The organism is Allobranchiibius sp. CTAmp26 (genome assembly GCF_017565405.1).
In the GTDB taxonomy this organism is placed as follows: Bacteria; Actinomycetota; Actinomycetes; order Actinomycetales; family Dermatophilaceae; genus Allobranchiibius.
In genome coordinates, this window is sequence record NZ_JAGEKR010000010.1 from 1 (window position 1) to 26,018 (window position 26,018).

The 26,018-nt window shown below is 68.5% G+C and carries 23 protein-coding genes and 1 tRNA gene; 9 read left to right on the forward strand and 15 right to left on the reverse strand.

The genetic code is table 11. The annotated features are described in order from the left end of the window. The coding region (locus J4030_RS06480; protein ID WP_243762985.1) for a YciI family protein at positions 1 to 252 on the reverse strand (252 nt) is incomplete at its 3' end. A gap of 358 nt (positions 253 to 610) precedes the next feature. After that, positions 611 to 1,327: a haloacid dehalogenase type II gene (locus J4030_RS06485; RefSeq protein WP_208048406.1), complete on the reverse strand. Its 717-nt coding sequence runs from the start codon at positions 1,325 to 1,327 to the stop codon at positions 611 to 613. Positions 1,328 to 1,735: 408 nt separating this feature from the next. On the opposite strand from J4030_RS06485, the gene J4030_RS06490 reads away from it, so the two are divergent. Together J4030_RS06490 and J4030_RS06495 are read left to right on the forward strand one after the other, a co-directional pair. Then, positions 1,736 to 2,593: an alpha/beta hydrolase gene (locus tag J4030_RS06490; RefSeq protein WP_307864594.1), complete on the forward strand. Its 858-nt coding sequence runs from the start codon at positions 1,736 to 1,738 to the stop codon at positions 2,591 to 2,593. 371 nt (positions 2,594 to 2,964) lie between these two features. Continuing rightward, complete coding sequence (locus J4030_RS06495; RefSeq protein WP_208048408.1) at positions 2,965 to 4,032, forward strand: hypothetical protein; 1,068 nt, start codon at positions 2,965 to 2,967, stop codon at positions 4,030 to 4,032. A gap of 1,291 nt (positions 4,033 to 5,323) precedes the next feature. Here the strand turns inward: J4030_RS06495 and epsC are convergent. Both epsC and cysK read right to left on the reverse strand, forming a co-directional pair. Continuing rightward, on the reverse strand, positions 5,324 to 5,914 hold the full coding sequence (epsC, locus tag J4030_RS06500; protein ID WP_243763001.1) for a serine O-acetyltransferase EpsC: 591 nt from the start codon (positions 5,912 to 5,914) through the stop codon (positions 5,324 to 5,326). Positions 5,915 to 5,940: 26 nt separating this feature from the next. Further along, positions 5,941 to 6,876 carry a cysteine synthase A gene (cysK, locus tag J4030_RS06505; protein ID WP_208048410.1) on the reverse strand — a complete coding sequence of 312 codons (936 nt, stop codon included), beginning with the start codon at positions 6,874 to 6,876 and terminating at the stop codon, positions 5,941 to 5,943. Positions 6,877 to 7,079: 203 nt separating this feature from the next. Between cysK and J4030_RS06510 the strand changes: the two genes are divergently transcribed. The 4 genes from J4030_RS06510 (at position 7,080) to J4030_RS06525 (ending at position 12,012) form a co-directional block, all read left to right on the forward strand. Continuing rightward, entirely contained in the window at positions 7,080 to 9,359 is a 2,280-nt protein-coding gene (locus J4030_RS06510) for a (Fe-S)-binding protein (protein ID WP_208048411.1), read from the forward strand. A 177-nt stretch (positions 9,360 to 9,536) separates the two neighbouring features. Next, a complete protein-coding gene (locus tag J4030_RS06515) occupies positions 9,537 to 9,941 on the forward strand; it encodes a hypothetical protein (protein ID WP_208048412.1) in 405 nt (134 codons plus the stop codon). Continuing rightward, entirely contained in the window at positions 9,938 to 10,573 is a 636-nt protein-coding gene (locus J4030_RS06520; protein WP_208048413.1) for a hypothetical protein, read from the forward strand. Before J4030_RS06515 ends, J4030_RS06520 begins: the two co-directional genes overlap by 4 nt. Further along, on the forward strand, positions 10,570 to 12,012 hold the full coding sequence (locus J4030_RS06525; protein WP_208048414.1) for an alpha/beta fold hydrolase: 1,443 nt from the start codon (positions 10,570 to 10,572) through the stop codon (positions 12,010 to 12,012). The genes J4030_RS06520 and J4030_RS06525 overlap by 4 nt, the downstream gene beginning before the upstream one ends. 22 nt (positions 12,013 to 12,034) lie before the next feature. Here J4030_RS06525 and J4030_RS06530 read toward each other — a convergent pair whose 3' ends face one another. The 7 genes from J4030_RS06530 to J4030_RS06560 are packed head-to-tail and all read right to left on the reverse strand — an operon-like array spanning position 12,035 to position 19,716. After that, the gene (locus J4030_RS06530) at positions 12,035 to 13,996 is read right to left on the reverse strand and encodes an ABC transporter ATP-binding protein (protein WP_374221980.1); all 1,962 of its coding nucleotides are present in this window, start codon (positions 13,994 to 13,996) and stop codon (positions 12,035 to 12,037) included. Next, entirely contained in the window at positions 13,993 to 15,729 is a 1,737-nt protein-coding gene (locus J4030_RS06535) for an ABC transporter ATP-binding protein (RefSeq protein WP_208048415.1), read from the reverse strand. Before J4030_RS06535 ends, J4030_RS06530 begins: the two co-directional genes overlap by 4 nt. A gap of 2 nt (positions 15,730 to 15,731) precedes the next feature. Continuing rightward, positions 15,732 to 16,397, reverse strand: a complete 666-nt coding sequence (locus J4030_RS06540) for a TetR/AcrR family transcriptional regulator (protein WP_208048416.1) — start codon at positions 16,395 to 16,397, stop codon at positions 15,732 to 15,734. Positions 16,398 to 16,427: 30 nt separating this feature from the next. Beyond that, positions 16,428 to 17,090, reverse strand: coding sequence for a S9 family peptidase (locus J4030_RS06545; RefSeq protein ID WP_208048417.1), 663 nt, complete (start codon positions 17,088 to 17,090; stop codon positions 16,428 to 16,430). Further along, on the reverse strand, positions 17,091 to 17,666 hold the full coding sequence (dcd, locus tag J4030_RS06550; protein ID WP_208048418.1) for a dCTP deaminase: 576 nt from the start codon (positions 17,664 to 17,666) through the stop codon (positions 17,091 to 17,093). A 44-nt stretch (positions 17,667 to 17,710) separates the two neighbouring features. Then, positions 17,711 to 18,412: a response regulator transcription factor gene (locus J4030_RS06555; RefSeq protein WP_307864595.1), complete on the reverse strand. Its 702-nt coding sequence runs from the start codon at positions 18,410 to 18,412 to the stop codon at positions 17,711 to 17,713. Beyond that, positions 18,409 to 19,716: a sensor histidine kinase gene (locus J4030_RS06560; protein ID WP_208048419.1), complete on the reverse strand. Its 1,308-nt coding sequence runs from the start codon at positions 19,714 to 19,716 to the stop codon at positions 18,409 to 18,411. The genes J4030_RS06555 and J4030_RS06560 overlap by 4 nt, the downstream gene beginning before the upstream one ends. A gap of 172 nt (positions 19,717 to 19,888) precedes the next feature. On the opposite strand from J4030_RS06560, the gene J4030_RS06565 reads away from it, so the two are divergent. Further along, complete coding sequence (locus tag J4030_RS06565) at positions 19,889 to 20,659, forward strand: DUF4352 domain-containing protein (protein ID WP_208048420.1); 771 nt, start codon at positions 19,889 to 19,891, stop codon at positions 20,657 to 20,659. A gap of 107 nt (positions 20,660 to 20,766) precedes the next feature. Next, positions 20,767 to 20,840 (forward strand) — tRNA-Gly (locus tag J4030_RS06570). A 52-nt stretch (positions 20,841 to 20,892) separates the two neighbouring features. Here J4030_RS06570 and J4030_RS06575 read toward each other — a convergent pair. The 4 genes from J4030_RS06575 to J4030_RS06590 are packed head-to-tail and all read right to left on the reverse strand — an operon-like array spanning position 20,893 to position 23,955. After that, on the reverse strand, positions 20,893 to 21,423 hold the full coding sequence (locus J4030_RS06575; protein WP_208048421.1) for a YbhB/YbcL family Raf kinase inhibitor-like protein: 531 nt from the start codon (positions 21,421 to 21,423) through the stop codon (positions 20,893 to 20,895). Positions 21,424 to 21,441: 18 nt separating this feature from the next. Beyond that, on the reverse strand, positions 21,442 to 21,954 hold the full coding sequence (locus J4030_RS06580; protein ID WP_208048422.1) for a Fur family transcriptional regulator: 513 nt from the start codon (positions 21,952 to 21,954) through the stop codon (positions 21,442 to 21,444). Then, the gene (gene cutA / locus J4030_RS06585) at positions 21,954 to 22,898 is read right to left on the reverse strand and encodes a divalent cation tolerance protein CutA (protein ID WP_307864596.1); all 945 of its coding nucleotides are present in this window, start codon (positions 22,896 to 22,898) and stop codon (positions 21,954 to 21,956) included. The genes J4030_RS06580 and cutA overlap by 1 nt, the downstream gene beginning before the upstream one ends. A gap of 4 nt (positions 22,899 to 22,902) precedes the next feature. Then, positions 22,903 to 23,955: a P1 family peptidase gene (locus J4030_RS06590; protein WP_208048424.1), complete on the reverse strand. Its 1,053-nt coding sequence runs from the start codon at positions 23,953 to 23,955 to the stop codon at positions 22,903 to 22,905. 138 nt (positions 23,956 to 24,093) lie between these two features. On the opposite strand from J4030_RS06590, the gene J4030_RS06595 reads away from it, so the two are divergent. Further along, positions 24,094 to 25,950 (forward strand): acyl-CoA dehydrogenase, encoded by a 1,857-nt coding sequence (locus tag J4030_RS06595; RefSeq protein ID WP_208048425.1) that lies wholly within the window; start codon positions 24,094 to 24,096, stop codon positions 25,948 to 25,950. Positions 25,951 to 26,018: the final 68 nt, after the last annotated feature.

Here is a 26,018-nt window from a genome sequence, read left to right on the forward strand (position 1 = left end):
ACCGTTTGCCGGACAGTCCCGGACGACGAGGCCAGACCGTTTGGTTGCTTCAAAAGCGGCGCTTGCCGCGGCGGAATCCTTCAGCTCAATGATGTGCACGCTGCCGGTCGGCGTCTGGTCGTCGCGAAACGTCGGTCCTCGCGCAATGAGCTGCGCAGCGAACCGGTCCATGTAGGACCAGTGCGCCTCGCTCAAGTTATCGCGCAGAACCGCGGAGCCGACCCGATCGCGGTGATAACAGAAGAACTGCATCTCGGCATGATCGCCTACTCGAGCAAGTGGGCTGGGCACCACGCTCCGGCGCGGCAGCCGTGGCACCGCTCGTGCCCTTCGCGATCTGCAATACGTGCCCCGCTAGCCGACCCCTTACCGGGCCGAACGCACACTGTTCGCATCATTGTCGTGCGCTTCGCGCCGACAGCGTCGGTCGGACGCTTGCGCGCCGACAGCGGCAAATGAGTGCATTTCAAGTCGAATCTGTCCGTCCCGATTGAGGATCGCTGACCGGTCGTCGTTCGACCTACGGCCCGTCCGCACATCCGGCCGGATTGACGCGCGCCGGCTAGGAGCTGGGAGCAGCGTCACCCTGACGCTGGTGCTCGGGACGAGGTCAGTCAGCTGAGAGCAATTCGGTCAATGCCAACAAATTCTCGGATGAGAGGTCGAAGCGATCGTCGTCCGATGGCCGATCCGCGCCTGGTCGGGCGATGTACGCGGTGCGGAATCCATGTTGCGCAGCGGCTCGCAGGTCCCATGGGTGGGCTGCGACGAAAAGCGTACTTGCCGGATTGATGCCGAGGGTGTCGATTGTGTACTGGTACGCAGCAGGGGCCGGTTTGAACGTCTGTGCAGACCCTGTGGACAACGCGATGTCCCAGCTGATCGAGTTGGCGTTTGCGAGCCACATAAGGGAGTCCAGGTCGCCGTTGCTCACGCCGGCGAGGAGTCGGTGGTGCCGAAGCATTGCAGTGCCGTCTGCCACGTCCGGCCACGCCGTGTAGGCACGATCCAAGAACGACACCAGGTTCGAGGCTTCCACCGACATGGTCCCGCCCAAGCTCGTGACCGCATCTCGCGCAGCACCGCTGACCAATTCGCTGTGCGGCTCCCAAGGGCTGGCGCCGTCGATGACAGCGTTCATGCGTTGCTCAAGAAATGTCACCCAGAGCTGGTGCAGGTCGTTCGGCATGTCCAGACCTGCCTGCGCCGCAACCTTTTCAGCGACGCTCGCCCATGCTGTGTCCTCGTCAACGAGGGTGCCAATCACGTCGAAAATGATCGCCTCGATCTGTTCTGGGACGAACGGAGCGTTCTGCATGGCTTCCATTTAGGCACACGTGCCGCAACGGCGCTACTCGTACGCGACGACGGCCCCGGATGCTTACGGCATGGCGCGAGCCGGTGGGGTGGATCGGACAAGCGTCTTCGCATCAATGCTCCCGCCATTGCCTGTGTATCTGGTGTCCGCGGACCCGTGGCGGGAGGTGACTTTGGTGGAGTTACGCCAAGGTCGGCCTCAACCTCCGCCAGGAAAGTACCGGAAGCAAAGTGGACGGAAGTGTTGGCGCAGTGCAGGGCTTCAGCACTCCAGTGCGATCACTTCAATCAACACGCTGGGCTCCCCCCGTCTCCGTGCGCGGATCGCGCCCTGGCACGCGTGCCAGGTGTTGCTCTATGGAGGACACTCTTGAGAAAGAGGGAAAGGTCGGTCATGAGTCGCAGCCAGTCGTCCGCCGTGCCCGGTGTCGAGCATCACACGACGAGCGTCGCCGGCACCGAACTGCACTACGTCACCGCCGGCACCGCCGGTGAGCCAGTCCTGCTCGTCCACGGCTTCCCGGAGACCTGGTGGACGTTCCACAAACTCATCCCCCTCCTGGCGCGCGACCACCGTGTCGTTGCAGTCGACCTGCCCGGTGTCGGCGACTCCGCCGCTGATGGCTCCGACTTCGGGAGCGTGCTAGCTGCCACTGCTCTACACGAACTCATCGAGCACCTCGGTTGGGGACCAGTCCACCTCACTGGACAAGACATCGCCGGCAACACCATCTTTCGGCTCGCCGCCACCTACCCTGACGACGTCCGCAGCCTGACCGCCATCGAGACAGGCCTGAGCGGTTTCGGTTGGGAGCGCTTCGCCGACGTCGCCCACGGCGGCGCCTGGCACGTCGGCGCGCTGGCCACTCCCGGCATAGCCGAGTTTGTCTTCACTGGCCGGGCCCGCGACTACTTCGCCCAGTACTGGTACCCCCACCTCACATGGGTGCCCGGTGCAGTCACCGATACGGACCTCGATGAGTTCGCGCGCACCTACGAGCGTCCCAACGGCTGGCGCGGCATGCACGGGCTCTATGCCGCCGCACTTGCCGAAGGCGATGACATCAAGGCATTGGCCGACGCCAAGACCCTTGCAGCCCCCGTCCTCGCGGTTGGCGCGATGAGCCATCCCTCCACCGCCGAGACCATGCGCCAAGTCGCAGCGAACGACGTGACCGTCGTTCACCTCGAGTCTGTCGGGCACCACCCCGCCCTCGAAGCCCCCGACCAGCTCGCCAACGCCCTCAGCGAGTTCATCGCCAGCATCAGGCCCTGATGAATACTCCACCCGATGTGCTCCCACCTGCCACTCCTCCAGGGCTGGGGTGCCAGCCAGGAAGCCGGCACAGGTAGATAGCGGATCGGGTTCGGTAAGGCAACGGTCACCGGTGGGCGACCCGGCTGCGGGCGCTTCCCAGGCCTGCGCCGCGGTCGCCTCTGCAGGTCCGCTGAGATGATCACGAGTGCCCGCATGGGATCGCTGATCGGGGCATTGGACATCTCTACCCCCAACGCCGTCGCAGTTGACCGGCAGTGGTCTGCCTAAGGTCGGGCCTGGTCGGGAATGGTCCCGGCGAGTGTCTGCACATCTGCAGATAAGGACACGCCATCGACGGGTCATCGGGCCCGGTGGCTAACGTCAACCGCATGGGCGACCAGCACGACGAGAAGCCAGATGAGGACGAGCCGGAGCGGGGTGGCTCCGATGAGGACGTCGACGCCTCGCCCGAAGAAGAAACTGACTCCCCGGTTTCCCCGGGCGAACTGGGGCTCGCACTTCCGCTGATCGACCCCGAAATATTCAGGATCGTCGCGACGCTTCCGCCCCTAATCGACCCCGCCATCTTCGGCGCCATCGATCAGCTGCGGTTTCAGTCCACCGAGATCGCCGCGGCCGTGGCACCTGTCACCGAGAGTCTGAACCTGCACCTTGCGGAGTCGATCACGCGGGCGTGGCCCAAGATCGATCTGACTCCCCTGCTTCCGGCCTTCGATGTCACGACGTTCTTGCCCAAGCTCGACCTCGCAGCCTTGATGCCGGACTTTCGGGCGCTGTTGGAGGACCTCCGACGTCACGAACCACCGAATTGGCCCCCGGGCGTCGACTTCGACCGGGTCGTCGAGGTAATCCGCGACGATGGCCTGCCGCTGGTCTGGGTGCCGCGGGCCGAACTCGTCAAGGAGGTAATCGACGCCGAGGACAGGGCGGCACGGGTCGCGGTGCTGCTAGCTCACGTCACCGAGCTTGTGCACGACTGCCGAACTGTCCTGCCGGGGGTTACCTACGCAGGGCTATCAGGCCAGCGAAAGCTCGCCGCACGCTGTGTGGAGGCCCTGGAACAGGGACATCACGAGGCCGCCCAGGCGCTGGCGGTAGCCGTCATCGAGACGGCTGTCTCCCGTACCTTGGGCGGCAACTATGCACAGGTGAAGCAGCAGGTGCTGTTTGACCCGGACCTTGTGCCATACACCGAACTGCGGCTGCGGGCGGCCCTCGCCCCGATCCATCGGTTCTACACCGACTGGAGCCCCAAGTCGCCGCATCCGGCACCCGAGGCGGTCAGCCGCCACGTCAGCGTCCACCACGCTGACCCCAGCCACTACACCGAGGCCAACTCCCTCATAGCCGTCCTGCTCGCCTGTTCGGTCCTTCGCGCTCTTCAAGAGTTGCAACAGCTGGTCGAAGCCTCAGGACCGGACCAAGAGACAGCCTGACGATGACCCGCGTGCCGACGTGTCGTCATCGGAAGCACAGCAGATCCATGTCCTCGTTTACCGGCGCCCTGGTGCTCCGGTAAACGACTTTGGAAGGCGACCCGCAGGTGATCGGCGCGCGGAGCGTGCCACAACCGGATGCCGTGCCGCGCTGCTCCATTACATCCCCCTGTCTGTCGTGGGCTTGGCGACATCGTCAACGCCATCAGAATTGTCATTGCGCCAGCACAACGCGGACACCAGATATGCCATGAACAGCAGCAGGAACACGGTGCCGAATATGCCTATCCAATCCGGCCCGCCGGTGATCACCAGTGCCCACTGCCCAGCTCCCACCAGCCCGTACAGCCCCCCGAATATCCAGGACTGCCTCCGCGTCCGGGTGAAGCCCCACCGTCCCCCAGGTCTACCCATTCGCAGATCTTGACACCGTCTTAGTCCACGTAGGACAAGTAGGGCCAAGCGACCGGCGCCCCGTTTGCCGAACCATCGCCGGCGACCAAACGAGCGCTGGGCCTGGCCGGAGGCGTCTGGATCCGACGCGTCCGGATCGGTGTCCTCTACGGGACACCCGTTGGCCGCCCGGCAGCCAATCGCCGACTGGTAACGGGCTCGTGAGGTTGGTTCAGCAAGTTCACAGCGTAGTCACCTAGACACAGCGGGTGATCTATTTCGAATCTCTGAAAAGTACCGGCGGCCACTCTGGCCCTATCCCAATCATCGCAACTGTGGGCATCATCATCATGGTCGTCATAATTGGATATAGAAAGTTCAAGTGACTTAACTGGTCAAACGCACGACTGCGGTCATAGATGCAGGATCACGATGATAGAACCGGAGCCAGCAGCAGTGCTCGAACCAGAGCACCGCAGATCTGCCCTGCCGCTCGCCCCACCGGCGATCACCAACGCCCGCTGCTCAGCTCCCACCAGCCCTGTAGCGCCCCCGAAGATCCAGGACTGCCTCCCGCGTACGAGTGATGCCCCACCGTCCCCCAGGTTTACCCATCCGCAGATCCCGACACCGTCCAAGATCACGTCCAACAACTATGGGCCGAGCGAGCGGCGTCCCGTTTGCCGAACGGGATACGGCGAAGGCGCAGGTCACCGCACTGGTCCCGGCGCAGTCGTCCCGCAGCACCCGTCCGCATGGACATTCCGGGAAAGGAACCCTCAACGACACCCCGCCCGATCTGCGAAGGGCATTACCTGACGTGCCGTTCTGCGACACGGGCAAGCCACGACTCCCGGGCTGAGCGCACGATCGCAGTGCGCTGCTGCCAGATCCCCGCTCAGATGTGGATCGCCGGGTCCGCCCATACGTCGTACGCATCGTCGCCCGTGTGCACGAACCGCACCTTGGCTGGGATGCCGGTCGCGACCGCCCGCGGCGGTACGTCCTTGACCACCACGGCGTTCGCGCCGATCTGCGCCTCGGGGCCGACCCGGATGGGTCCGAGCACCCGCGCGCCCGCGCCGATGGTGACGCGGTCGCCGACGGTCGGGTGACGCTTGACGCGATTGAGCGAGCGTCCGCCGAGAGTGACGCCGTGATAGAGCAGCACGTCGTCACCGACCTCGGCGGTCTCCCCGATCACCACACCCATCCCGTGATCGATGAAGAGGCGCTTGCCGATGGTGGCGCCGGGGTGGATCTCCACCCCGGTCGCCGCCCGCGCGGCCTGTGAGACCAATCGCGCCGGCAGACGCCAGCGTCCCCCTCTGGACCACATCCGGTGCGCCGCACGATGCATCCAGACCGCCTGCAGACCCGGGGACGTGAGCACCATCTCCACCCGTGAGGTGGCCGCCGGGTCCCGCGCGATCGCCGCGTCCACGTCCTGCAGGAACGCTGCGTACGTGCTGCGCAACCCGCGGGACAACTGGCCGTCGGTGAGGGTGGGCACGGTCAGTCGACCAAGCCCTCGAAGAGGATGGTCGACAGGTAGCGCTCGCCGAAGCTGGGGATGATGACCACGATGGTCTTGCCGGCGTTCTCAGGCCGTGCGGCCACCTGCGCGGCGGCGGCCAGCGCGGTGCCGGAGGACAGGCCGACGAGCAGCCCCTCCTCGCGGGCGGCCTTGCGGGCCCACTCCACCGAGGTCGCGGCGTTGATGTCGATGACCTCGTCGTAGATCTCGCGGTCGAGGATCTCGGGCACGAAGTTGGCGCCGAGTCCCTGGATCTTGTGCGGGCCGGGCTGTCCGCCGTTGAGGATCGGGGACTCCTCCGGCTCCACGGCGATCATCTGCACGCTGGGCTTGCGCTCCTTCAGCACCTGGCCGACGCCGGTGATGGTGCCGCCGGTGCCGATGCCGGCGACCACGATGTCGACCTTGCCGTCGGTGTCGCGCCAAATCTCCTCGGCCGTCGTACGACGGTGCACCTCGGGGTTGGCCTCGTTGGCGAACTGGCGGGCCAGGATGCCGCCTCGTTCGTGCGCGATCTCCTCGGAGCGGGCGACCGCGCCCTTCATGCCCTCGGAAGCGGGCGTGAGGACGAGCTCGGCGCCGAAGCCGCGCAGCAGTGCGCGCCGCTCCTTGCTCATGCTCTCGGGCATCGCCAGCACGACCTTGTACCCCTTGGCGGCACCGACCATCGCGAGGGCGATCCCGGTGTTGCCGGAGGTGGCCTCGACGATCGTGCCGCCCGGCTTCAGCTGCCCGCTGTCCTCGGCCGCCTTGATGATGGCCGCACCGATGCGGTCCTTCACCGACGCGCCGGGGTTGTTGAACTCCAGCTTCGCCGCGACGACGGTGCCGCTGTCGGCCGTGTCGATGATCCGGTTGATCCGGACCAGCGGCGTGTTGCCGATCGCCTGGGTGACGTCGTCGAGAATGGGCATGCGATCCGCCTTCGATTCGTGGCCCCATGACGGGGCATTCGGGCTTGCTGTTGCGGCAACCGCCGCGTGGTTATGCCTATTCCAACAGGCCGTTATCACCCTCGCAAGCTGGGGGCTCGCGCGACCCGCCCACTCACGCCTCGGCACGGGCGAGACCCGGCTACCGGCGTACCGCCGAGTAGAGCGTCAGTAGGATCGCGAGCATGTCAGCACTGCAGATCGTCGCCGGCGTGATCGTGATCGCCATCTCGCTGGTGGGGCTGGTGCTGCTGGTGCGCGCCGTACGCCGGATGCTCGGGACGTTCCGGGTCGGACGGCCCGCCGCGCGAGCCGACCGGCCGGGTGCGCGCACCGTGACGCTGCTGCGCGAGTTCCTCGGGCACACCCGGATGTCGCGGCTGCCCGTGGTCGCCGCGGCCCACTGGTTCACGATGATCTCCTTCGGCCTGCTCTTCTTCACGCTGCTCACGGCGTACGGCCAGATCTTCGACCCGACCTGGACGATCCCACTGCTTGGCCACTTCTTCCTCTACGAGTGGCTCGCCGAGTTCTTCTCCTGGGGCGGCCTGATCGGCATCAGCTACCTGATCTGGAACCGCCGCAAGCTGCACCCGGCGCGGGCCACCGGTCGCGACGGGCGTTGGTCGCGATTCTTCGGGTCGACGTTCTGGCAGGCCTACTACGTCGAACTGACCATCCTCGGCGTCGTGCTGTGCGTGCTGGCGCTGCGCGGGCTGGAGTACAAGGTCGATGCCGGCGCCAGCGCGTTCCACTACCCCCTGTCGTTCTTCATCGGCGACGCGTTCGGCGGCCTGCCGCACCACACGATCAAGGCGCTGATCGTCGTGATCGCCACCATCAAGATCGTCATCTCGATGGCCTGGATGATCACCATCTCGCTGAACACCACGATGGGTGTCGCGTGGCACCGCTTCCTGGCGTTCTTCAACATCTGGTTCAAGCGCGAAGCCACCGGCCGCACCGCGCTGGCCCAGCTGCAGCCGCTCACCGTCGACGGCGAGCCGGTCACCATGGAGTCCCTCGAGGAGCTCGACGAGGACGCCGTGCTCGGCGTCGGCAAGATCGAGGACTTCACCTGGAAGGGCCTGCTCGACTTCTCCACCTGCACCGAGTGCGGCCGCTGCCAGAGCCAGTGCCCCGCCTGGAACACCGAGAAGCCGCTGTCGCCCAAGCTGCTGATGATGACGCTGCGCGACCACTCGGCCGCGAAGGCGCCGTACCTGCTGGCCGCGGAGTCGGCGCGTGCCGACCTCCCCGAGGCGACCACCGCGCTCGCCGATCTGCCGCTCATCGGCGACACCGGGTACGACGTCGCGAACCCGCTCACGGCGTACAACCCGCACGGGCCCGACGCCGTCATCGACCAGGACGTGCTGTGGTCCTGCACCACCTGTGGTGCCTGCGTGGAGCAGTGCCCGGTCGACATCGAGCACGTCGATCACATCGTCGACATGCGCCGCAACCAGGTGCTGATCGAGTCGGCGTTCCCCAACGAGCTGTCGGGGTTGTTCAAGAACCTGGAGAACAAGGCCAACCCGTGGGGCATGTCGGCCCGGGCGCGGTTGGACTGGACCAAGGGCCTGCCCTTCGAGGTCAAGGTTTTCGGCCAGGACGTCGAGTCGCTCTCCGAGGTCGACTACCTCTTCTGGGTCGGATGCGCGGGCGCTTACGAGGATCGTGCGAAGAAGACGACCCGCGCGGTGGCGGAGCTGCTCGACACGGCGGGCGTCTCGTTCGCGGTCCTCGGTGACGGCGAGTCGTGCACCGGCGATCCGGCACGCCGCGCGGGCAACGAGATGCTCTTCCAGGCACTGGCCAGTCAGAACGTCGAGGTGCTGAACGAGGCGGGCGCGACCAAGATCGTGGTCACCTGTGCGCACTGCTTCAACACGCTGAAGAACGAGTACCCGCAGGTGGGGGGCGACTACGAGGTCGTGCACCACACCCAGCTGCTGAACCGGCTGGTGCGTGACAAACAGCTGGTGCCGGTGGCGCGCCCTGACCAAGCCGACACCTCCGGCGTGGCATCGACGGCGTCCACGGTCACCTACCACGACCCGTGCTACCTCGGCCGGCACAACAACGTGTACGCCGCGCCGCGAGAGCTGATCGGTGCGCTGCCCGGCGTCGAGCTCAAGGAGATGGAGCGCTCGGGCATGACGTCCTTCTGCTGCGGCGCCGGTGGCGCCCGCATGTGGATGGAGGAGAAGCTCGGCACCCGCATCAACCTCAACCGCACCAAGGAGGCCGTCGCGACCGGCGCCGACCGGATCGCCATCGGCTGCCCGTTCTGCCGGGTGATGATGACCGATGGCCTCACCGCCGAGCAGTCCAACGGCGACGCGCGCGAAGAGGTGGAGGTCGTCGACGTGGCGAACATGCTGCTGGCGGCGGTTCGTCGCGGCGACGATGGTCGCGAGGAGCGCCCGCAGCGCAGCGAGGACGCACCGCAGCCGGCCTGAGCGATGCCCGAGTGGCGTAGAAAACCGTCGAGTGGCGCACTTACAGGTGTGCCACTCGACGGTTTTTTATGCCACTCGGCGGAGCCGTCATGCACATCCCCCGCGTGGCAGATCGGTCGTCCACACCCGCGGCGTTCGTGACCGCGCGGACCGGCGGTCCGGGCGATGCTTCCGGCCATGTCATCGGATCCGGAGCAGATCAGGGCTGCCGCCCGCATCGTGAGCGGCCTGGCCGCGCGTGCCCGGACGGCGGCCGTCACGGTGACCGGCGCGGGCCGAGCACGGTGGGAGAGCTTGGGTGCCCAGCGCTTCCGGGCGCAACTGGAAAGGCAGCACGGCGCGTTCCAGCGGTGCGCGGGCGCACTCGAGGAGCTGAGCACACTCCTCCTCAGGCACGCCCGTCACGTCGAAGCGCACGAGGCCGCGCTCGCGAAAGCGGCTCTCGCCGTGGTCGATTCGGCCCACAATGTCGCCGACGACGCCCGTACGGCCGTGCACGACGTCGCCCGCGTCGGCAAGGACGTGTCCCACCTGTGGGATGACACGGGCGGCTCGGTGTCTGGCGTGAGGCCACCGTGGTGAGCGTCGACGCCGTCGAACTGACCGCGAGGGGTGAGGACGCCCCCCGGGTCATCGGGTTCCTCGCAGCCGGGGTCCCGCAGGTGCGGGTGGTGGCAGCGACGCAGACCCGGGTGGTGAGCATGAACGCGACGTACGACGGCGACGAATTCGTCATGGCGGGCGGCACCATCGGGGGCGACACGGTCACCGCGATGACCGGGCCGGCGTGGCAACTACCGCAGGAACTCGCCAGGTTGCTGGCGGTGCTCGGCGAGGCGAGCTCGGTGCCGGCGGTGCCCCGGTTCGCGACACGATCGGTGGCGGTGCCGGACGCCTTGGTGCTCGCCGAGGACATCCGCGCAGGAGGGATCGACGATCTGCTGACGGCGTTGCGGGTGGCGCACCTCGATCGTGTCCCCGCCTGGCTGAGCGACCTGGCACACGGAGTGTCCGCCGCCTTCCTGGTGCTGGTGAGCGACGAGCGCAGCACCCGCCTGGGCACCCACCTGGTCGGCCTGCCGAGCGGCTGGGGACACCTGCAGGGCACGGACGACGAGCTGTCGATGCGGCCGGTCGATCTGTCCGAGATCAGGGCCGAGCTCGCGGAGATCTGCCTGACAGCTGCCGCGCTCGTGAAGCCGGAGCGCTCATGACCACGTCCGAGGACGGGGCATACCGGTCCAGCGGCGGAGCGGCGTCCATGCAGGCCCACTACGACGACATGCTGACGAGCGCCCGACTGCTCGACGCCGCCGGCGACACCGCACGGTCCCTCTCGAGCGACCTGACCATGGCGATCGCCCGTCTGCCGGTCGCGGGAGCACTGCTGTCGCCGGGCACGGCTGTCGGGATCGGCGAACGGACGGTCGCGCTGACCATCGGATCGCAGGGGCTCTTCGTGCTCTGCGCCGATCTGGAGGTGATGGCCCGCGGTGTCCGGCTGGCCGTGCACTACTACCGGACGCGTGACATCGCTGTGGCCGATGCTCTCACCGCCTACCGCTTCGGAGTCGCCGTCCCGCACGTCATGTACGACGTCGGCGTCGCGGCCGGTGCCGCGACGGCACTGACCTACTGCGACTACTCCCTGGCGGTGCTGCGTGATCCCGCACACCCGCGCATCCACACGGTGACGGCGTACGAGCGGCACTTCACTGTCGCGATCTCACGGATCGTCTACGACGACCCCTCGCTGACCGACGACACGGTCCGGTCGGCCCGCATCGTGGCGTACTTGCTGCGCGACGGAGGCGGCGGATTCGACGGACAGGTCGCCGCCATCCTGGGAGTGGCCACCGCCCATGGATATCTGCTCGACACCAAGAAGCTGACGGTGACACCGGCGGGCACTCACACGATCACCGGCCCCAGGGCCAGGGGAGACATCTCCACCCTGCTGCGCGACGAGGCCCGGACCGAGCGAGCCGGAAACGCCCGGCGCTCGCGTCTCAGCGTGCACCGCCGGATCGACGCGGGGGGTCGCGGGCACTGGGTGGTCGACATCCCGGGCACCGAGGACTGGGGCGCGAAGATGCCGTCGAACCCGTCGGACGCCTCAGCGAACGTGCGGAGCATCGCCGGCGCCCCCAGCACGCTCTACCCGGCGATCAGCAGCGCCGTCGCAGCCGCGATGAAGGCGCAGGGCGTCCCGCCCGGCACCGAACCGGTCATGCTGGTCGGCCACAGTCAGGGCGGTATCGTGGCCGCCCGGCTCGCGCAGAACCCGCAGTTCCGCACCCGGTTCCGGGTCACGCACCTCTTGACCGTGGCGGCGCCGGAGTCGCGGATCGCCGTTCCGACGTCGGTGCAGGCACTGTCCATCGAGCACACGGCCGACGTCGTGCCCCGGTTGGACGCGGCCGGGGAACCGGACGCCGTCAACCGCACGCGGATCCGGATCGACCCGAGGTCGCTCATGCGCCCGGGGGACCACGACCCCCTCGATCAGCACTACACCGTTCTGTACGCCGCGAGCGCGCGCCGCTACCTCGGCCGCGACAGCGCCGACCCGTTGGTCAGGAGGTGGTACGCGGGCACCGAGGGGTTCATGGACGGCACGGACACCCGCTACGACTACGACCTGAGCCGCTGAGGCATGCCGCACCGTCACCAGGTCATACGCCGGCCGGCTGCCCCTCCTGCTCGACCGCCGCACCCTCGAACTGGGACATGTAGAGCCGGTAGTACGCGCCCCGCGCCTGCATCAGCTCGTCGTGACTGCCCTGCTCGACGATGCTTCCGTGCTCCATCACCAGGATGGTGTCCGCGTCGCGGATCGTCGAAAGACGATGCGCGATCACGAAACTCGTGCGGTCCGAACGCAGTGCGGCCATCGCCTGCTGCAGCAGCACCTCGGTGCGGGTGTCCACCGACGACGTCGCCTCGTCCAGGATCAGCAGCGCCGGGTCGGCGAGGAACGCGCGGGCGATGGTGATGAGCTGCCGCTCGCCGGAGGAGAGGTTCGAGGCCTCCTCGTCGATGACGGTGTCGTACCCGTCGGGCAGCGCCCGGGCGAAGCGGTCCACGAAAGTCGCCTGCGCGGCGGCGAGGATCTGCTCATCGGTCGCCCCGAGCCGCCCGTAGGCGATGTTCTCCCAGATCGTGCCGTGGAAGAGCCAGGTGTCCTGCAGCACCATGCCGATCCGGGAGCGCAGCTCCGCTCGTGGGACCGTTGCGATGTCGGCCCCGTCCAGCAGGATCCGTCCGGACGTCAGCTCGTAGAAACGCATGACGAGGTTGACCAGAGTGGTCTTTCCCGCGCCGGTCGGGCCGACGATCGCGACGGTGCTTCCCGGCTCGACCCGCAGGGACAGGTGCTCGATGAGGGGGCGTGCGGGCTCGTACCCGAACGACATGTCCTCGAACTCGACCCGGCCCTGGGTGATGCCCAGGGCAACCGACCCGTCGTCGGTCTCCTCCGGCGCGTCCAACACCTCGAACACCCGCTCCGCACTGGCGACCCCGGACTGCATCAGGTTGACCATCGAGGCCAGCTGCGTGAGCGGCTGGGTGAACTGGCGGGTGTACTGCACGAACGCGGTGACCTCGCCGAGCGTCATCGTGCCGGAGGCGACCCGCAACCCACCGAGCACGCACACCACGACGTACTGCAGGTTGCCGACGAACATCATGATCGGCATGACCAGGCTGCTGACGAACTGCGCGCGCTGGCTCACCCGCATGAGCTCGGCGTTCTTCTCCTCGAACCGCTCCCGCACCTGCGGGGTCCGGCCGAACACCTTCACCAGCTCGTGGCCGCTGTAGGTCTCCTCGATCTGCCCGTTGAGCTCGCCGGTGTTGCGCCACTGCGCCACGAAGAATCGTTGCGAGCGCTTCATCACCTGCCGGGTCACCAGCAGCACCAACGGGATGGCGATCATCGCGATGAGCGTGAGCCACCAGGAGATGGTCAGCATCATCACGATGACCCCGATGACCGTGAGTCCGTTCACGAGCAGCTGGCTCAGACTCTGCTGCATGGACTGACCGATGTTGTCGATGTCGTTGGTCACCCGCGACAGCAGCTCGCCGCGCGGCTGCCCGTCCAGATAGTGCAGCGGCACCCGTCCGACCTTGTCCTCGACGTCGCTGCGCAGGCGGTTCATCGTCACCTGGATGACCCGGTTCAGCAGGCGCGCTTGGATCAGCTGGGTCCCGGCCGAGACCAAGTAACAGCCGAGCACCACGAGCAGGATCCGCAGGACGTGTCCGAAGTCGATGCCGACGCCGGGGATCAGGTCGAGCCGCTGGATCATGTCCGCGTACGTCGTCTGGCCCCGAGCGCGCAGCCCTGCCACCACCGCCGCCTTGCTGGATCCCGCGGGCAGCCGGTGGGCGATGGCACCGGAGTTGATCGCGTCGACGGCCTGGCCGAGGATCCGCGGACCAATCACGCTGAGGAAGACGGTGCAGACGGTCAGGACCAGGACCACGGACATGCTGCGCCGCTGCGGTCGCAGCAACCCCAGCAGGCGGCGCCCCGACCCGGAGAAGTCCTGGGTCTTCTCGCCGGCGCCCACGCCCATCATGGGTCCCCCGGGTCGGCGCATCGGCGAACGTGCCGGTTGCCCGCTCATGCCGCCTGCCCCGCGTCGGCCCGCTGCGATTCGACGATCTCCTGGTAGGTCGGGCATGTCTCGGCGAGTTCCTCGTGGGTGCCGATGCCGACCACCTCCCCGGCGTCCAGCACGACGATCTGGTCGGCGCCTGCGATGGTCGAGATCCGCTGCGCCACGATGAAGACCGTGGCGTCCCGCACATGCGGCTCGAGAGCCGTCCGGAGCCGACGATCGGTCGCCAGGTCCAGGGCGGAGAACGCGTCGTCGAACAGGTAGATCCGCGGTTGCGCGACCAGGGCCCGCGCGATGCACACCCGTTGACGCTGTCCGCCGGACAGGTTCGTCCCGCCCTGGTTGACCGGCGCCTGCAGACCTCCGTCCAGGGCGGCTACGAAGTCGGTGCCCTGGGAGATGGCCAACGCGTCCCAGAGTTGTTCGTCCGTCGCATCGGGGTTGCCGTAGCGCAGATTCGAGGCCACCGTGCCGCTGAAGAGGTAGGGCCGCTGCGGCACGATGCCCAGGTGCCCCCACAGCAGGTCGGGGTCCATGTCGCGGACGTCGACACCGTCGATGCTGACCGTGCCGTGGGTGGCGTCGAAGAGCCGTGCGACCAGCGAGATCAGGGTCGACTTGCCCGACCCGGTCGACCCGATCACCGCCACGGTCTCACCGGGGTGCGCGACGAGGTCGACGCCCTGCAGCACCGGCTTGTCGGCCCCGGGGTACTGCATGGCCACGTCGTCGAAGCGCACCACCCCGCGCACCTGGTCGGGATTCACGACCGTCTCCGGCGGGCGCACCGATGGCTCGGTCTGCAGAACCTCCTCGATGCGCTCGGAAGCGACCGCGGCGCGCGGGACCATCATCACCATGAAGGTCGCCATCATCACCGACATGAGGATCTGGATCAGATAGGTCATGTACGCGGTCAGCGACCCGATCTGGATCGACCCCGACTCGATCTGGTGACCGCCGAACCACCACACCCCGACGGTGGACACGTTCATCACGAGGAAGACGGTCGGGAAGAGCGCCGACATCAGGCGGCCGACCTTGATCGAGGCCTGGGTGAGGTCGTCGTTCGCGGCGGCGAAACGCTGCCGCTCGTACGGCTCACGCACGAACGCGCGGATGACCCGCACTCCCGAGAGGTGCTCGCGCATCACCCGATTGACCGCGTCGACGCGCTTCTGCATCAGCCGGAAGCCGGGGATCATCCGCCGCACTATCAGCCCGACCGCGACACCGAGGACGAGCATGGCGACCACCATCAGGGGCGCCAGCGGTGCGTCCTCCCGCAGCGCCATGAAGATGCCGCCGACCATCATGATCGGGGCCGAGACCATCAGCGTGCATCCCATCAGCACCACCAGTTGCACCTGCTGCACGTCGTTGGTGTTGCGGGTGATGAGCGTGGGCGCCCCGAACTGGTTGACCTCGCGTGCGGAGAACCGCGAGACCTGGGCGAAGACCGCGCCTCGTACGTCGCGGCCGAAGGACATCGCGATCATCGACCCGAAGAACGCCGAGGTGACGGCGGCACCGACCTGGACGATGGTGACGAGCAGCATCCAACCCCCGAGATGCCAGATGTACGACGTGTCGCCGCGCGCGACGCCCTTGTCCAGGATGTCGGCGTTCAGGCCCGGCAGATAGAGCTGGCAGACCACGCTCGCCAGTTGCGCGGCGACGAGTGCGACGAGCAGCCCGAGCAGCGGTCGCAGATGACGGCGGACGAGGCGCAGCAGCATGTTCACTCCTTCGTTCGGGAGGCGACGTGCGGTCGGGAGGCGACGTGGTCGTGGTGCGCACCGCACTCGGCGCGATCGGTGCGCCGCAGCGCCCCGTAGAGCAGGACGTCGACGGTCTGTTCCGCGGTGAGCACCCGGCCGTGGGCGATGTCGCGGTGACTTCCCGCGAACGCGAGCAACCGCAGGATATGACCGAACTCCTCGACCGGCATGGCCAATTCCGCCTGGTGCGGATCCAGCAGGGCGCGTAACGCGTTCACCGTGTCGATGCGGATCTGGTGCGCCGAGGTGCCGACCACCTCGGCGGGCGGGCCACTCAGACCGAGCGCGTGCATGACGGTGAACGTGCTGGTGAGGCGTTCTTGCAGCACCTGGACGATCTCGATCAGGATCGGACGCAGCGGCTGGCGCGGATCGATCGCCGACAGCTTCCCGAAGAGCGCTGCGGGATCGAACGTGCGCTGCAGGACGGCGGCACGCAGTTCGTCCTTGGTGTCGAAAACCCGGAAGATCGTGCCTTCGGCGACCTGTGCCGCATGCGCGACCTGGCGGGTCGTCGGCATCGCTCCGTGCTCGTGGATCGCCGCGATCGTCGCGACGACGATGGCGTCACGGCGCGCGTCGGCGCTCATGGCGGGTGCCCGACGGGCACGGGGGGTCTCGGTCACCCGGCGACCGTAACATGAGTGAGCGCTCACTCAGTGAGGCGTCGTCACCGTTCTCGCCAGGGATTGCGTCAGGAAGGTCCCCGCCATCGAGTGGATCCGGCCCGCCCGCCACAGCAGCGGATGCGATCCGGCGACCGACTCGAATCGTGCGTCTCCGCCGAGACTGCGGATGCGGCGCACGAGATCCTCGGATGCATCGGCATCGGTCACCGTGTCGACCTTCCCGTGCACGACCAGCGTGGGTGTGCCGAGGAAGTCGTGGGCGTCGTACGCGTCGGACATCCACGGGGCGAGCGCGACCAGGCCGCGGACCTCCGGACGGTGCGCCAGCGCGTACGCCGTCCGCCCACCCAGAGAGTGCCCCAGCAGACCGATCGGCAGGCCCGGGTAGGTCGCCGCCACCCGGTCCAGCGCCCACTGGGCATCGAGCACGGGCGACTCTCCGGCGCCGTTCCATCCTCGAACGGCGTTGCGCAGCAACACCACAGCCAGCCGGCCGCGGCTGCGGGCGGTGATCGAGCGAGCGGCGAGCACCAGCCGCAGGTAGCCGGGATCGAACGACGGCGTGGCGACCGTGCTGCGCGGTGCGCCCCCGTGCAAGGCGAGCACCACGCCACGGGCTCGCCGTCCCGCGGGCAGGATCAGGTGCGGCTGCGCGCCGTCGTGCTCGGGTCCGACCTCGGTCCGTGCCACCTAGACCTGCGTGCGGTGGAAGTTGCTGAAGGAGCGGCTGGCGGTGGGGCCCCGCTGGCCCTGGTAGTGCGATCCGTACTTCGCACTGCCGTAAGGGTTCTCGGCCGGCGACGACAGCTGGAAGAAGCACAGCTGACCGATCTTCATACCCGGCCACAGCTTGATCGGCAGGGTGGCGACGTTCGACAGCTCCAGGGTCACGTGACCGTTGAAGCCGGGGTCGACGAAACCGGCCGTCGCGTGCGTCAGCAGGCCGAGCCGTCCGAGGCTCGACTTGCCCTCCACCCGGGCGGCGACGTCATCGGGCAGGGTGACCCGCTCGTAGGTCGACCCGAGCACGAACTCGCCGGGGTGCAGCACGAACGGCTCGCCGGCCTCGACCTCGACGAGCCGGGTCAGGTCCTCCTGGTCGGCGGCCGGATCGATGAACGGGTACTTGTGGTTGTCGAAGAGCCGGAAGAAGCGATCCATCCGGATGTCGATGCTGGACGGCTGGATCATCGCGGCGTCGTACGGGTCGAGCTGGACCCGTCCCGCGTCGATCTGGGCGCGGATGTCGCGGTCTGAAAGGAGCACGGGCTGAGGCTACCGGTGAGCGCCGCCCAGAGATCGCTACGCGGTCAGCGGGCCGTGGCCAGCGTCGCGAAGACCGCGACTCCCACCCGGTTACGGACCCCGAGCTTGAGCTGGGCGCTGGCGAGGTGACTCTTGACGGTTGCCTCGCTCAGGTACATCTCACGAGCGATCTCGGCGTTGCTGAGCTCGCGGGCGACGGCCCGAGCCACCTCGACCTCCCGCTCGGTCAGCAGGCCGAACGCGGTGTGGGCGACTTCGCGATCCCGCGCCGCCGGCGCCGACAGCTCACCGAACACCGCGCGGACGCTGGCGGCCGACAGCGCGCCTCTGCCGGCGTCGACGTCGCGCACGGCCGTGACGATCTGCGTCGGCGACGCGGTCTTCAGCAGGAACCCCGCCGCACCCGCACGCACCGAGCGCACCACCACGTCGTCCAGGTCGAAGGTGGTGAGCATGATGACGGACGGCGGCGACGGCAGCTGCTGGATCGCCCCGCAGGCGCTGATCCCGTCCAGGCGCGGCATCCGGACATCGAGCATGACCAGATCGGGCGAGGTCCGCGCGATGGCCGGTACGGCCTGGTCCCCGTCGTGCACCGCGCCGACGACGTCGATGTCGCCCGCCATCTCCAGGATCATCTGCAGGCCCTGGCAGACGAGCGGGTCGTCGTCGACGAGCAGCACGCGCACGTGCCGACCCGATGCCGTCGGCGGCGTGTACGCCGTATCCGGGCCCACCGGTGTCACGGTCGACGCTCCGGGTAGGGACCTGGTGCGATCGCAACTTCGGGGGACCGGTTGTCGGCCCAGGTCCACGGGAGCAGCAGCGCGACCCGGAACGCGCCCTGCGGATCGATGAACGCGCGGAACTGACCGCCGCACTGCTCGACCCGCTCGCGGATGCCGGTCAGTCCGTTGCCGACGACGAGAGCGCGCGGCGGGTGCTGCCGGCACCAGTTCGTGGTGACGACCTCGACGCCGATCTGGGGTCCACCGCGAACCTCCAGCCGGACGGGAGTGCCGGGGGCGTGCCGGCGAGCGTTGGTCAACAGTTCCTGCACGATGCGGTACGCGCTGTGGCTGATGCGCGGGTCGAGGGTCGCCGCCTGATCCACGAAGATCGAGGACAGCACCGGATTGCCGGCATCGAGCGACTCGGTCACCAGGGTCGGCAGATCCGCGACGGTGCGCACCTGTCGCGTGACATCGGGGGCGTCGGGTGTCCGCAGCACGGCGAGCAGCGAGCGCAGGTCGGCCATCGACTGCTGGGCACCGTCGCGCACGAGCGCCGCGCTCTGTGCCATCCGCGGATCGCCGCCGGCGGACACCTCGAGCGCACCGGCGTGCAGGGAGAGCAACGACAGCCGGTGGCCCAGCACGTCGTGCACCTCACGCGCGATCCGTTCGCGCTCGGCCTGGCGGGCGACCTCCGTGCCGAGGATGTCCAGCTTCAGCTGCGAGGCGTTGCCGGTCTCGGTGGCCGCGTCGAGTTGTCGACGTGCAGTGATGCCGACGGCGGTGGCGACCGAGGCGGCCACCAGCACCAACGCGATGAGAACCACGAGCCACCAGGGGATCTCGTGATCCGGACTATAGGTGAAGATGGTCCGCCAGAACGACTGGACCGGATACCGACCTCGCGTGTCGCGCGCGACCCAGACCACCACGGCTGCGCCCACCGCGAGCGCGGTGACCGGCACGCGCCAGTCGCGCACCAGCACGAGGACCGAGACCAGACCGACCAGCGGCAGGAAGCCGTCGAGCGGGAGCACGATCGTCGCTGCGCACGCGACGAGCGTCAGCGGGACCGGCCACCGGCGGCGCCATACGAACAACACCATCAGCGCCAGATCGACCAGGAACGCGATCGCCTCGACGTTGCTCATCGGGGGCGTGAGCCCCTGCTGGGTGATGCCGGTACGGCGCGCACCGGTCGCCGACACGGAGAGCACGCCGCTGATCAGTGCGGTGATCATCACCAGCGTGGTGCGCAGGGTGCTCCACCGCAGCCGGGCGCGCCACCACGACATGGTCCCCCCGGATGCGATCACCCGCTCAATGTAGAGCGCAGGACCGACACCCGGAGCCAGCCGATCGGACAGCTTCTCGGGCGGCCGGATCATCCGATCGGCCAGCGCAGACGGACCGGTCGGGCGATGTGTGCCGGCCCCCGCCGGCAGTGGACTGGCGTCATCCAGTCACCGACTCCACAGGGGAAACCACATGTCGCAGAACTACCCGCCGCCGCACGACGACCGTTCGGGCGCAGGCTCATCGGGCTACTCCGGCCAGGGAGGACAGGGAGGACAGGGCGGCCCTCCCGGAGGCTGGAACCCTCCCGCGCCGCCGCCGCCCCCGCCCGCGAAGCGCAACTGGTTCGTGCGGCACAAGGTGCTGACCGTCATCGGCGCGGTCGTCGTGGTCGGGGTCATCGCCACTGCTGCGAAGGGCGGCGGGTCGACCTCGGCATCGGGTCCCTCGGCGAGCGACACCGCCCCCGCGTCGGTCGGCACCTCGGCGCCCACCAGCGCCGGCTCGGCGTCGAGATCCAGCACGCCGACGGCGAAGAAGACCACGAAGAGCGCGACCAAGAAGTCACCGGGCCTGAACACCCCGGTCAAGGACGGCATGCTGCAGTTCGTGGTGACCAAGGTGCGCACCGGGGTCCCCAGCGTGGGCGACCAGTACCTGGGGCAGAAGGCGCAGGGCAAGTTCGTGCTGGTCTCCGTCACGATCACCAACCAGGGCAAGGACTCCCAGACCCTGTCCGACTCCGACCAGAAGGTGAAGGACTCCCAGGGCCGCACGTTCAGCGCCGACAGCACTGCCGACGCCTACATCACCGGCAACCAGGTGCTCTTCTCGGAGATCAACCCGGGCAACAGCACGCACGGGGTCTTCGCCTTCGACATGCCCGTGGGTGCCACGCCGGTGTCGATCGAGCTGCACGACACGTCGTTCTTCTCCGACGGCGCGACCGTCTCGCTGCGGTGAGGCGCGTGCAGAAGGTGCGAACGGGCCGCCGCGAGGCGGTCCAGGGGGTGTTCGCGGGAGGGCCCTGAACGGGCCGGTGGCCGCCGACGTGTATCGTCTGGGGCCGCGCGAGTGTAGTTCAATGGTAGAACATCAGCTTCCCAAGCTGAATACGCGAGTTCGATTCTCGTCACTCGCTCCATACGTCGAAAAGGCCCGCCCGAGAACGCATCTCGGGCGGGCCTTCGTCGTCCTCAGCTCTGGTGGGTGCCCATCACGATCGCGCGCGCGAGGGTCTTGAACGCCAGGTTGAACGACACGACAGCCGGGGACACCGAGTCGTCCACGCCGAGACTCTCCTCGCCCACGGCATGCACGACGAAGTAGTACCGGTGCGGCACATCCCCCTGGGGCGGGGCGGCGCCGGTGAAGGCCAGGGTCCCGCCGTCGTTGCGGACGTGGAACGACGCGCCGGGGGTCGACCCGCCCTCGGCGCCGGCACCGGCGTCCAGGGACGTCACGGACGCGGGGATGTCGACCAGCACCCAGTGCCAGAAACCGGACGGGGTGGGCGCATCCGGGTCGAAGCAGGTGACCACGAACGACTTGGTGCCCTCGGGCGCGCCGGACCAGGACAGCTGCGGCGAGCTGTCGCCGGCGGCCGCGACCTGATCGGACTTCAGCGACTGACCGTCGGTGACGTCGTCGCTGGTGACGGTGAACGACGCCACCGACGGGAGCAGTTCGTACGGGTTGGGGGACGCGGGACGTTCGAGACTCGGCATACCCGCGACAGTAGCGAGTCAGTGAGCGTGCGTCCTGCCCTCCTGCGGGTCACCGGTCTCCCGGCAGCTGGCGCACACCCCGAGCAGCGCGGCGTGATTCGGTGAGATCTCGAAACCCATTGCGCTGAGCGCCTTCTCACGCACCGGATCGAGCCAGGACGCCGGCATGTCGAAGAACCGCAGACACCTCGTGCACTGCAGATGGGCATGACCGTGTTGTCCGGGCTGCCCAGACCGGCCGTGCTCGCCCGTGCCGTGCATCGACGGCTCCAGATGGTAGATCGTCGGGCCGCCCGGCACGTGCGTGTGCGCGACGACCCCGAGCGTAACCAGCGACTGCAGCGACCGGTAGACCGTGGCACGGTGCACCCCCGGTTCACGGGCGTCGACGCGGGCCGCCACCGTCTCGGCATCGAGATGGTCCCGGCTCTCGTCGAGCACCTCGAGCACCGCGCGACGAGCGGGCGTGACGCGCTCCCCCGCCGTTCGCAGTTGCTCCAGAGCGCCTGCCACCGAAGCGGATTCGCGCATCACGTCGGCGCCCGGTCCATCAAGGTCCCCATGGCCGCACGCAGTTTGGAGGCGATGCTCGCCTGGTGCACCCCGCGCTCCTCCAGGTACGCCGTGACGTCGTCGAGGAAGTCGGTGCCGCCGTGCACGAGCTCGACCTCCATCTCGTGCCACTCCCGGTCCAGGCCTGCGTCGATGAGGTTGTGGGTCGTGACGTAGTCGTCGCAGGTCGTCGCGAGATGCACTCCGCCGGCTCGAAGGTCCCACTCGGTACGCCGGGTCTCGACCACGCACACCGGGTGCGCCGCGCGCTCCCCCAGCACATCGGTCAGGTGCGCCGCGAACGCGTCGGGCACCGTCTCCTCGCCCTCGGTGGCGTCCAGCGGCAGCCAGATCTCCTCGCGGGCATCCTCGCTGCGCGGCAGCTTCAGGTGCCACCCGGCATCGGTGCCGCCCACCCGGCGACGCATGGTGATCCCGCGCGATGCGAGCGCGACGTCGTCGGTGTCGAAATAGGTTGCGACGAGGTGGAACCGGCGTTCCCCGGCGACGACACTGACGCCTGGCCAGTCGGCGGGATCGGGCGGCAGGGTCGCGTTCGCCAGGGAGAACTTGCGCTCGATCTCCAGGTGCGTCGTGGGCCGGGCATCCACCGCGGTACGCAGCCAGTCGGCGTACTCCCGCTCGACGTGCTCCAGCGGCGTCGCGACGATCTCCGGTACGTCGTACGAGTGCAGCTCCCGCACCCGCGCCGCCAACGCGTCGAACGCGGCTGCGGTCGTCTTGATGACCAGCAGCACCTCGGTCGCATGTCGCACCTGCCCGTCCCAGCGAAAGGTCGAGCGCACCCCCGGCACCTGCTGCACGCAGGCGGCGAGACGTTCGCCCACCAGGGCGTCGGCGACGAGGGCGGCCTCGGCCTCGTCGGCGACCGCTGTCTGCACCTGCACGAACGGCGACGTCACCTCGTCATCCTCGCGCATCCTCCTGAGGTGCAGGGCAGTGCACGTCCCGATAGGACGGCATGTCCGCGACGGTGTCCGCGGCGAGCACGGCGTGGCCGACCGCCCGGGTCACGCAGTCGGCGGCCCCTTCGAGCAGCTGGTGGAGAGCCGATGCGTCCGGTGCAGCGCGCTCACCGGACGCGAGCGCGAAGATCGAGTCGCCGTCGAGCATCGTGTGCACCGGTCGCACTGCCCGCGCGAGGCCGTCGTGCCCGATGCCGGCGAGCTTCTGGCACTGGGCCTTGGTCAGCGTGACGTCGGTCGCGATCACGGCCAGGGTGGTCGCTCGGCCGGGCCGCACGTCGTCCGCCACGGGCCATCCGGGCGCGTCGTCGGACCCTGGGTCGCTCGGCGCCGGATGTGGTCGGAGACCGTCGAACTCACCGGGCAGGCCGAAGCGGGCGGCGTACAGCTCGCCCGTCGCCTGATCGACGGCGGAGCCGAACGCGTTGGCCACCACGAGCGCTGCCACGACACCTCCGCCGGGGAGCAGTTGACTGGCCGAGCCGATCCCGCCCTTGAGCCCGCCGACCCGGGCTCCGGTACCGGCCCCCATGCCCCCCGAGGTCGGGCCGTCCCGATCGGCCAGAGCGTCGGCGTACGCCGCCCGCCCGAACCCGGCGTCGGGACGCGCCCGGTAGTCACCGCCGCGCAGCAGGTCGAAGACCACGGCCGCCGGCACGATGGGCACCACCTGGCCGGGCTCGCCGATCCGGAAGCCGACACCGTCCTCGGCGAGCGCGTCCATCACCCCGGTGGCCGCCGCCAGCCCGAAGGCCGAGCCACCGGAGAACACGACGGCGTGCACCCGCTCGATCACGTTGCGGGGGTCGAGCAGGTCGGTCTCGCGCGTGCCGGGCGCGCCGCCGCGGACGTCGACGCCGCCGGTCGCCCCGCCCGGTGGGGCGAGGACGCACGTCGTCCCGGTCAGCCATCCGTCGCCCACCCGCTGGTGGTGGCCCACCCGGACCCCGCGCACGTCGCCGATCGAGTTCGTCGGGCCGGATGTGAGCGTCATCTCGGCATCGTCGCACGCGCCGTGGACACGGCCCTGACCTGCATCGATGTCAGGGAGCTTGCGCGGGCCTACTCGCGGGTAGCACAATATGTTACTGACGAGTAAACCCCCGAGCGCCACCATCCGAGGAGCCGGCCGATGAGCCACTACAAGAGCAACGTGCGAGACCTGGAGTTCAACCTCTTCGAGGTGTTCGGCCGGGGTGAGGTGCTCGGCTCGGGCCCCTACGAGGACGTCGACACCGATACCGCCAAGGCGATGCTGCAGGAGATGGCCACGCTCGCCGAGGGCGATCTCGCCGCGTCGCTGGTGGACAGCGACCGCAATCCGCCGGTGTTCGACCCCGAGACCAACACGGTGAAGATCCCCGAGAGCTTCAAGAGGAGCTACGCCGCCTACCAGGCGTCCGGGTTCTGGGGCGTCGACGTGCCGGCCGAGTTGGGCGGCACCGTCGTACCCCCGTCCCTCAAGTGGGCGCTCGGCGAGCTCGTCCTCGGCGCCAACCCGGCGGTCTTCATGTACGCCGCGGGCTACTCCTTCGCCAAGATCCTCTACCTGCTCGGCAACGAGGACCAGAAGAAGCTGGCCGAGCACCTCGTCGAAAAGCATTGGGGCGGCACCATGGTGCTGACCGAGCCGGACGCCGGCTCCGATGTAGGCGCCGGCCGCACCAAGGCGGTCCAGCAGCCCGACGGCACCTGGCACGTGACCGGCGTGAAGCGCTTCATCACCTCTGCCGAGCACGACATGTCCGAGAACATCGTGCACTTCGTGCTCGCCCGCCCCGAGGGCGCCGGCGCGGGCACCAAGGGCCTGTCGCTCTTCGTGGTGCCCAAGTACCACGTCGACCTCGCCACCGGTGAGCTCGGCGAGCGCAACGGCGCCTACGTGACCAACGTGGAGCACAAGATGGGCATCAAGGTCTCCACCACCTGCGAGGTCACCTTCGGCGACAAGGAGCCGGCCGTCGGCACCCTGCTCGGCGACGTGCACAACGGCATCGCGCAGATGTTCCGCGTCATCGAGCACGCGCGGATGCTGGTCGGCACCAAGGCGATCGCCACGCTGTCCACCGGATACCTGAACGCGCTGGAGTACGCCAAGGCGCGGGTCCAGGGCGCCGACATGACCGACGGTGGCAAGGACGCACCGCGCGTCACGATCACCCACCACCCCGACGTACGCCGCTCGCTGATGCTGCAGAAGTCCTACGCCGAGGGCCTGCGCGCCCTGGTCGTCTTCGCGGCGACCCAGCAGGACATCGTCGACCAGGAGATGCTGCGCACCGGCTCCGAGGAGTTCGACGAGAGCTCACCGGCCATCATGGCCAGCAAGCTCAACGACCTGCTGCTGCCGATCGTGAAGGGTGTCGGCTCCGAGCGCGCGTGGACATTGCTCGGCACCGAGTCGCTGCAGACGTTCGGCGGATCCGGCTTCCTGCAGGAGTACCCGATCGAGCAGTACGTGCGCGACGCGAAGATCGACACCCTCTACGAGGGCACCACCGCGATCCAGGGCTTGGACTTCTTCTTCCGCAAGATCGTGAAGGACCAGTTCGTCGCCCTCGGTGCGCTGGCCGAACAGATCCTGCAGACCGTCAAGGGCGGCGCCGGCGACGACACCCTGAGCCGCGAGCGGGAGTTGCTGGGCCAGGCCGTGGAGCACGTGCAGGCCATGGTCGAGAACATGGGCATGACCGCGATGAAGACGCTCGAGGGTGAGCCGGAGGCCGCGTACAAGGTCGGCCAGAACACCACCCGCCTGCTGCTCGCCGCGGGTGACCTGACGATCGCCTGGCTGCTCGTGCGGCAGGCCGAGGTCGCGCAGGCACGGCTGGACGCGGGTGACGCCGGCAGGGACGAGGCGTTCTACCAGGGCAAGGTCGCGGCGGCGCACTTCTTCACCACGACGGTGCTGCCCCGGCTCGCCTCCGACCGCGCCATCGTCGAGGCCACCGACAACGCGCTGATGGAGCTGCCCGAAGCCGCGTTCTGATCGACCCGTCGAGCGGAGGGGTCCGGCGTCGGGCGGAGGGGTCATGTCCCCTCCGTTCGGTGCCGGAC

Coding starts and splice junctions, on each gene's coding strand:
- J4030_RS06485 (WP_208048406.1), bottom strand. CDS start 1,327: ATGGAAGCCATGCAGAACGCTCCGTTCGTCCCAGAACAGATCGAGGCG.
- J4030_RS06495 (WP_208048408.1), top strand. CDS start 2,965: ATGGGCGACCAGCACGACGAGAAGCCAGATGAGGACGAGCCGGAGCGG.
- cysK (WP_208048410.1), bottom strand. CDS start 6,876: ATGCCCATTCTCGACGACGTCACCCAGGCGATCGGCAACACGCCGCTG.
- J4030_RS06510 (WP_208048411.1), top strand. CDS start 7,080: ATGTCAGCACTGCAGATCGTCGCCGGCGTGATCGTGATCGCCATCTCG.
- J4030_RS06515 (WP_208048412.1), top strand. CDS start 9,537: ATGTCATCGGATCCGGAGCAGATCAGGGCTGCCGCCCGCATCGTGAGC.
- J4030_RS06525 (WP_208048414.1), top strand. CDS start 10,570: ATGACCACGTCCGAGGACGGGGCATACCGGTCCAGCGGCGGAGCGGCG.
- J4030_RS06530 (WP_374221980.1), bottom strand. CDS start 13,996: ATGAGCGGGCAACCGGCACGTTCGCCGATGCGCCGACCCGGGGGACCC.
- J4030_RS06535 (WP_208048415.1), bottom strand. CDS start 15,729: ATGCTGCTGCGCCTCGTCCGCCGTCATCTGCGACCGCTGCTCGGGCTG.
- J4030_RS06565 (WP_208048420.1), top strand. CDS start 19,889: ATGTCGCAGAACTACCCGCCGCCGCACGACGACCGTTCGGGCGCAGGC.
- J4030_RS06575 (WP_208048421.1), bottom strand. CDS start 21,423: ATGCCGAGTCTCGAACGTCCCGCGTCCCCCAACCCGTACGAACTGCTC.
- J4030_RS06580 (WP_208048422.1), bottom strand. CDS start 21,954: ATGCGCGAATCCGCTTCGGTGGCAGGCGCTCTGGAGCAACTGCGAACG.
- J4030_RS06590 (WP_208048424.1), bottom strand. CDS start 23,955: ATGACGCTCACATCCGGCCCGACGAACTCGATCGGCGACGTGCGCGGG.
- J4030_RS06595 (WP_208048425.1), top strand. CDS start 24,094: ATGAGCCACTACAAGAGCAACGTGCGAGACCTGGAGTTCAACCTCTTC.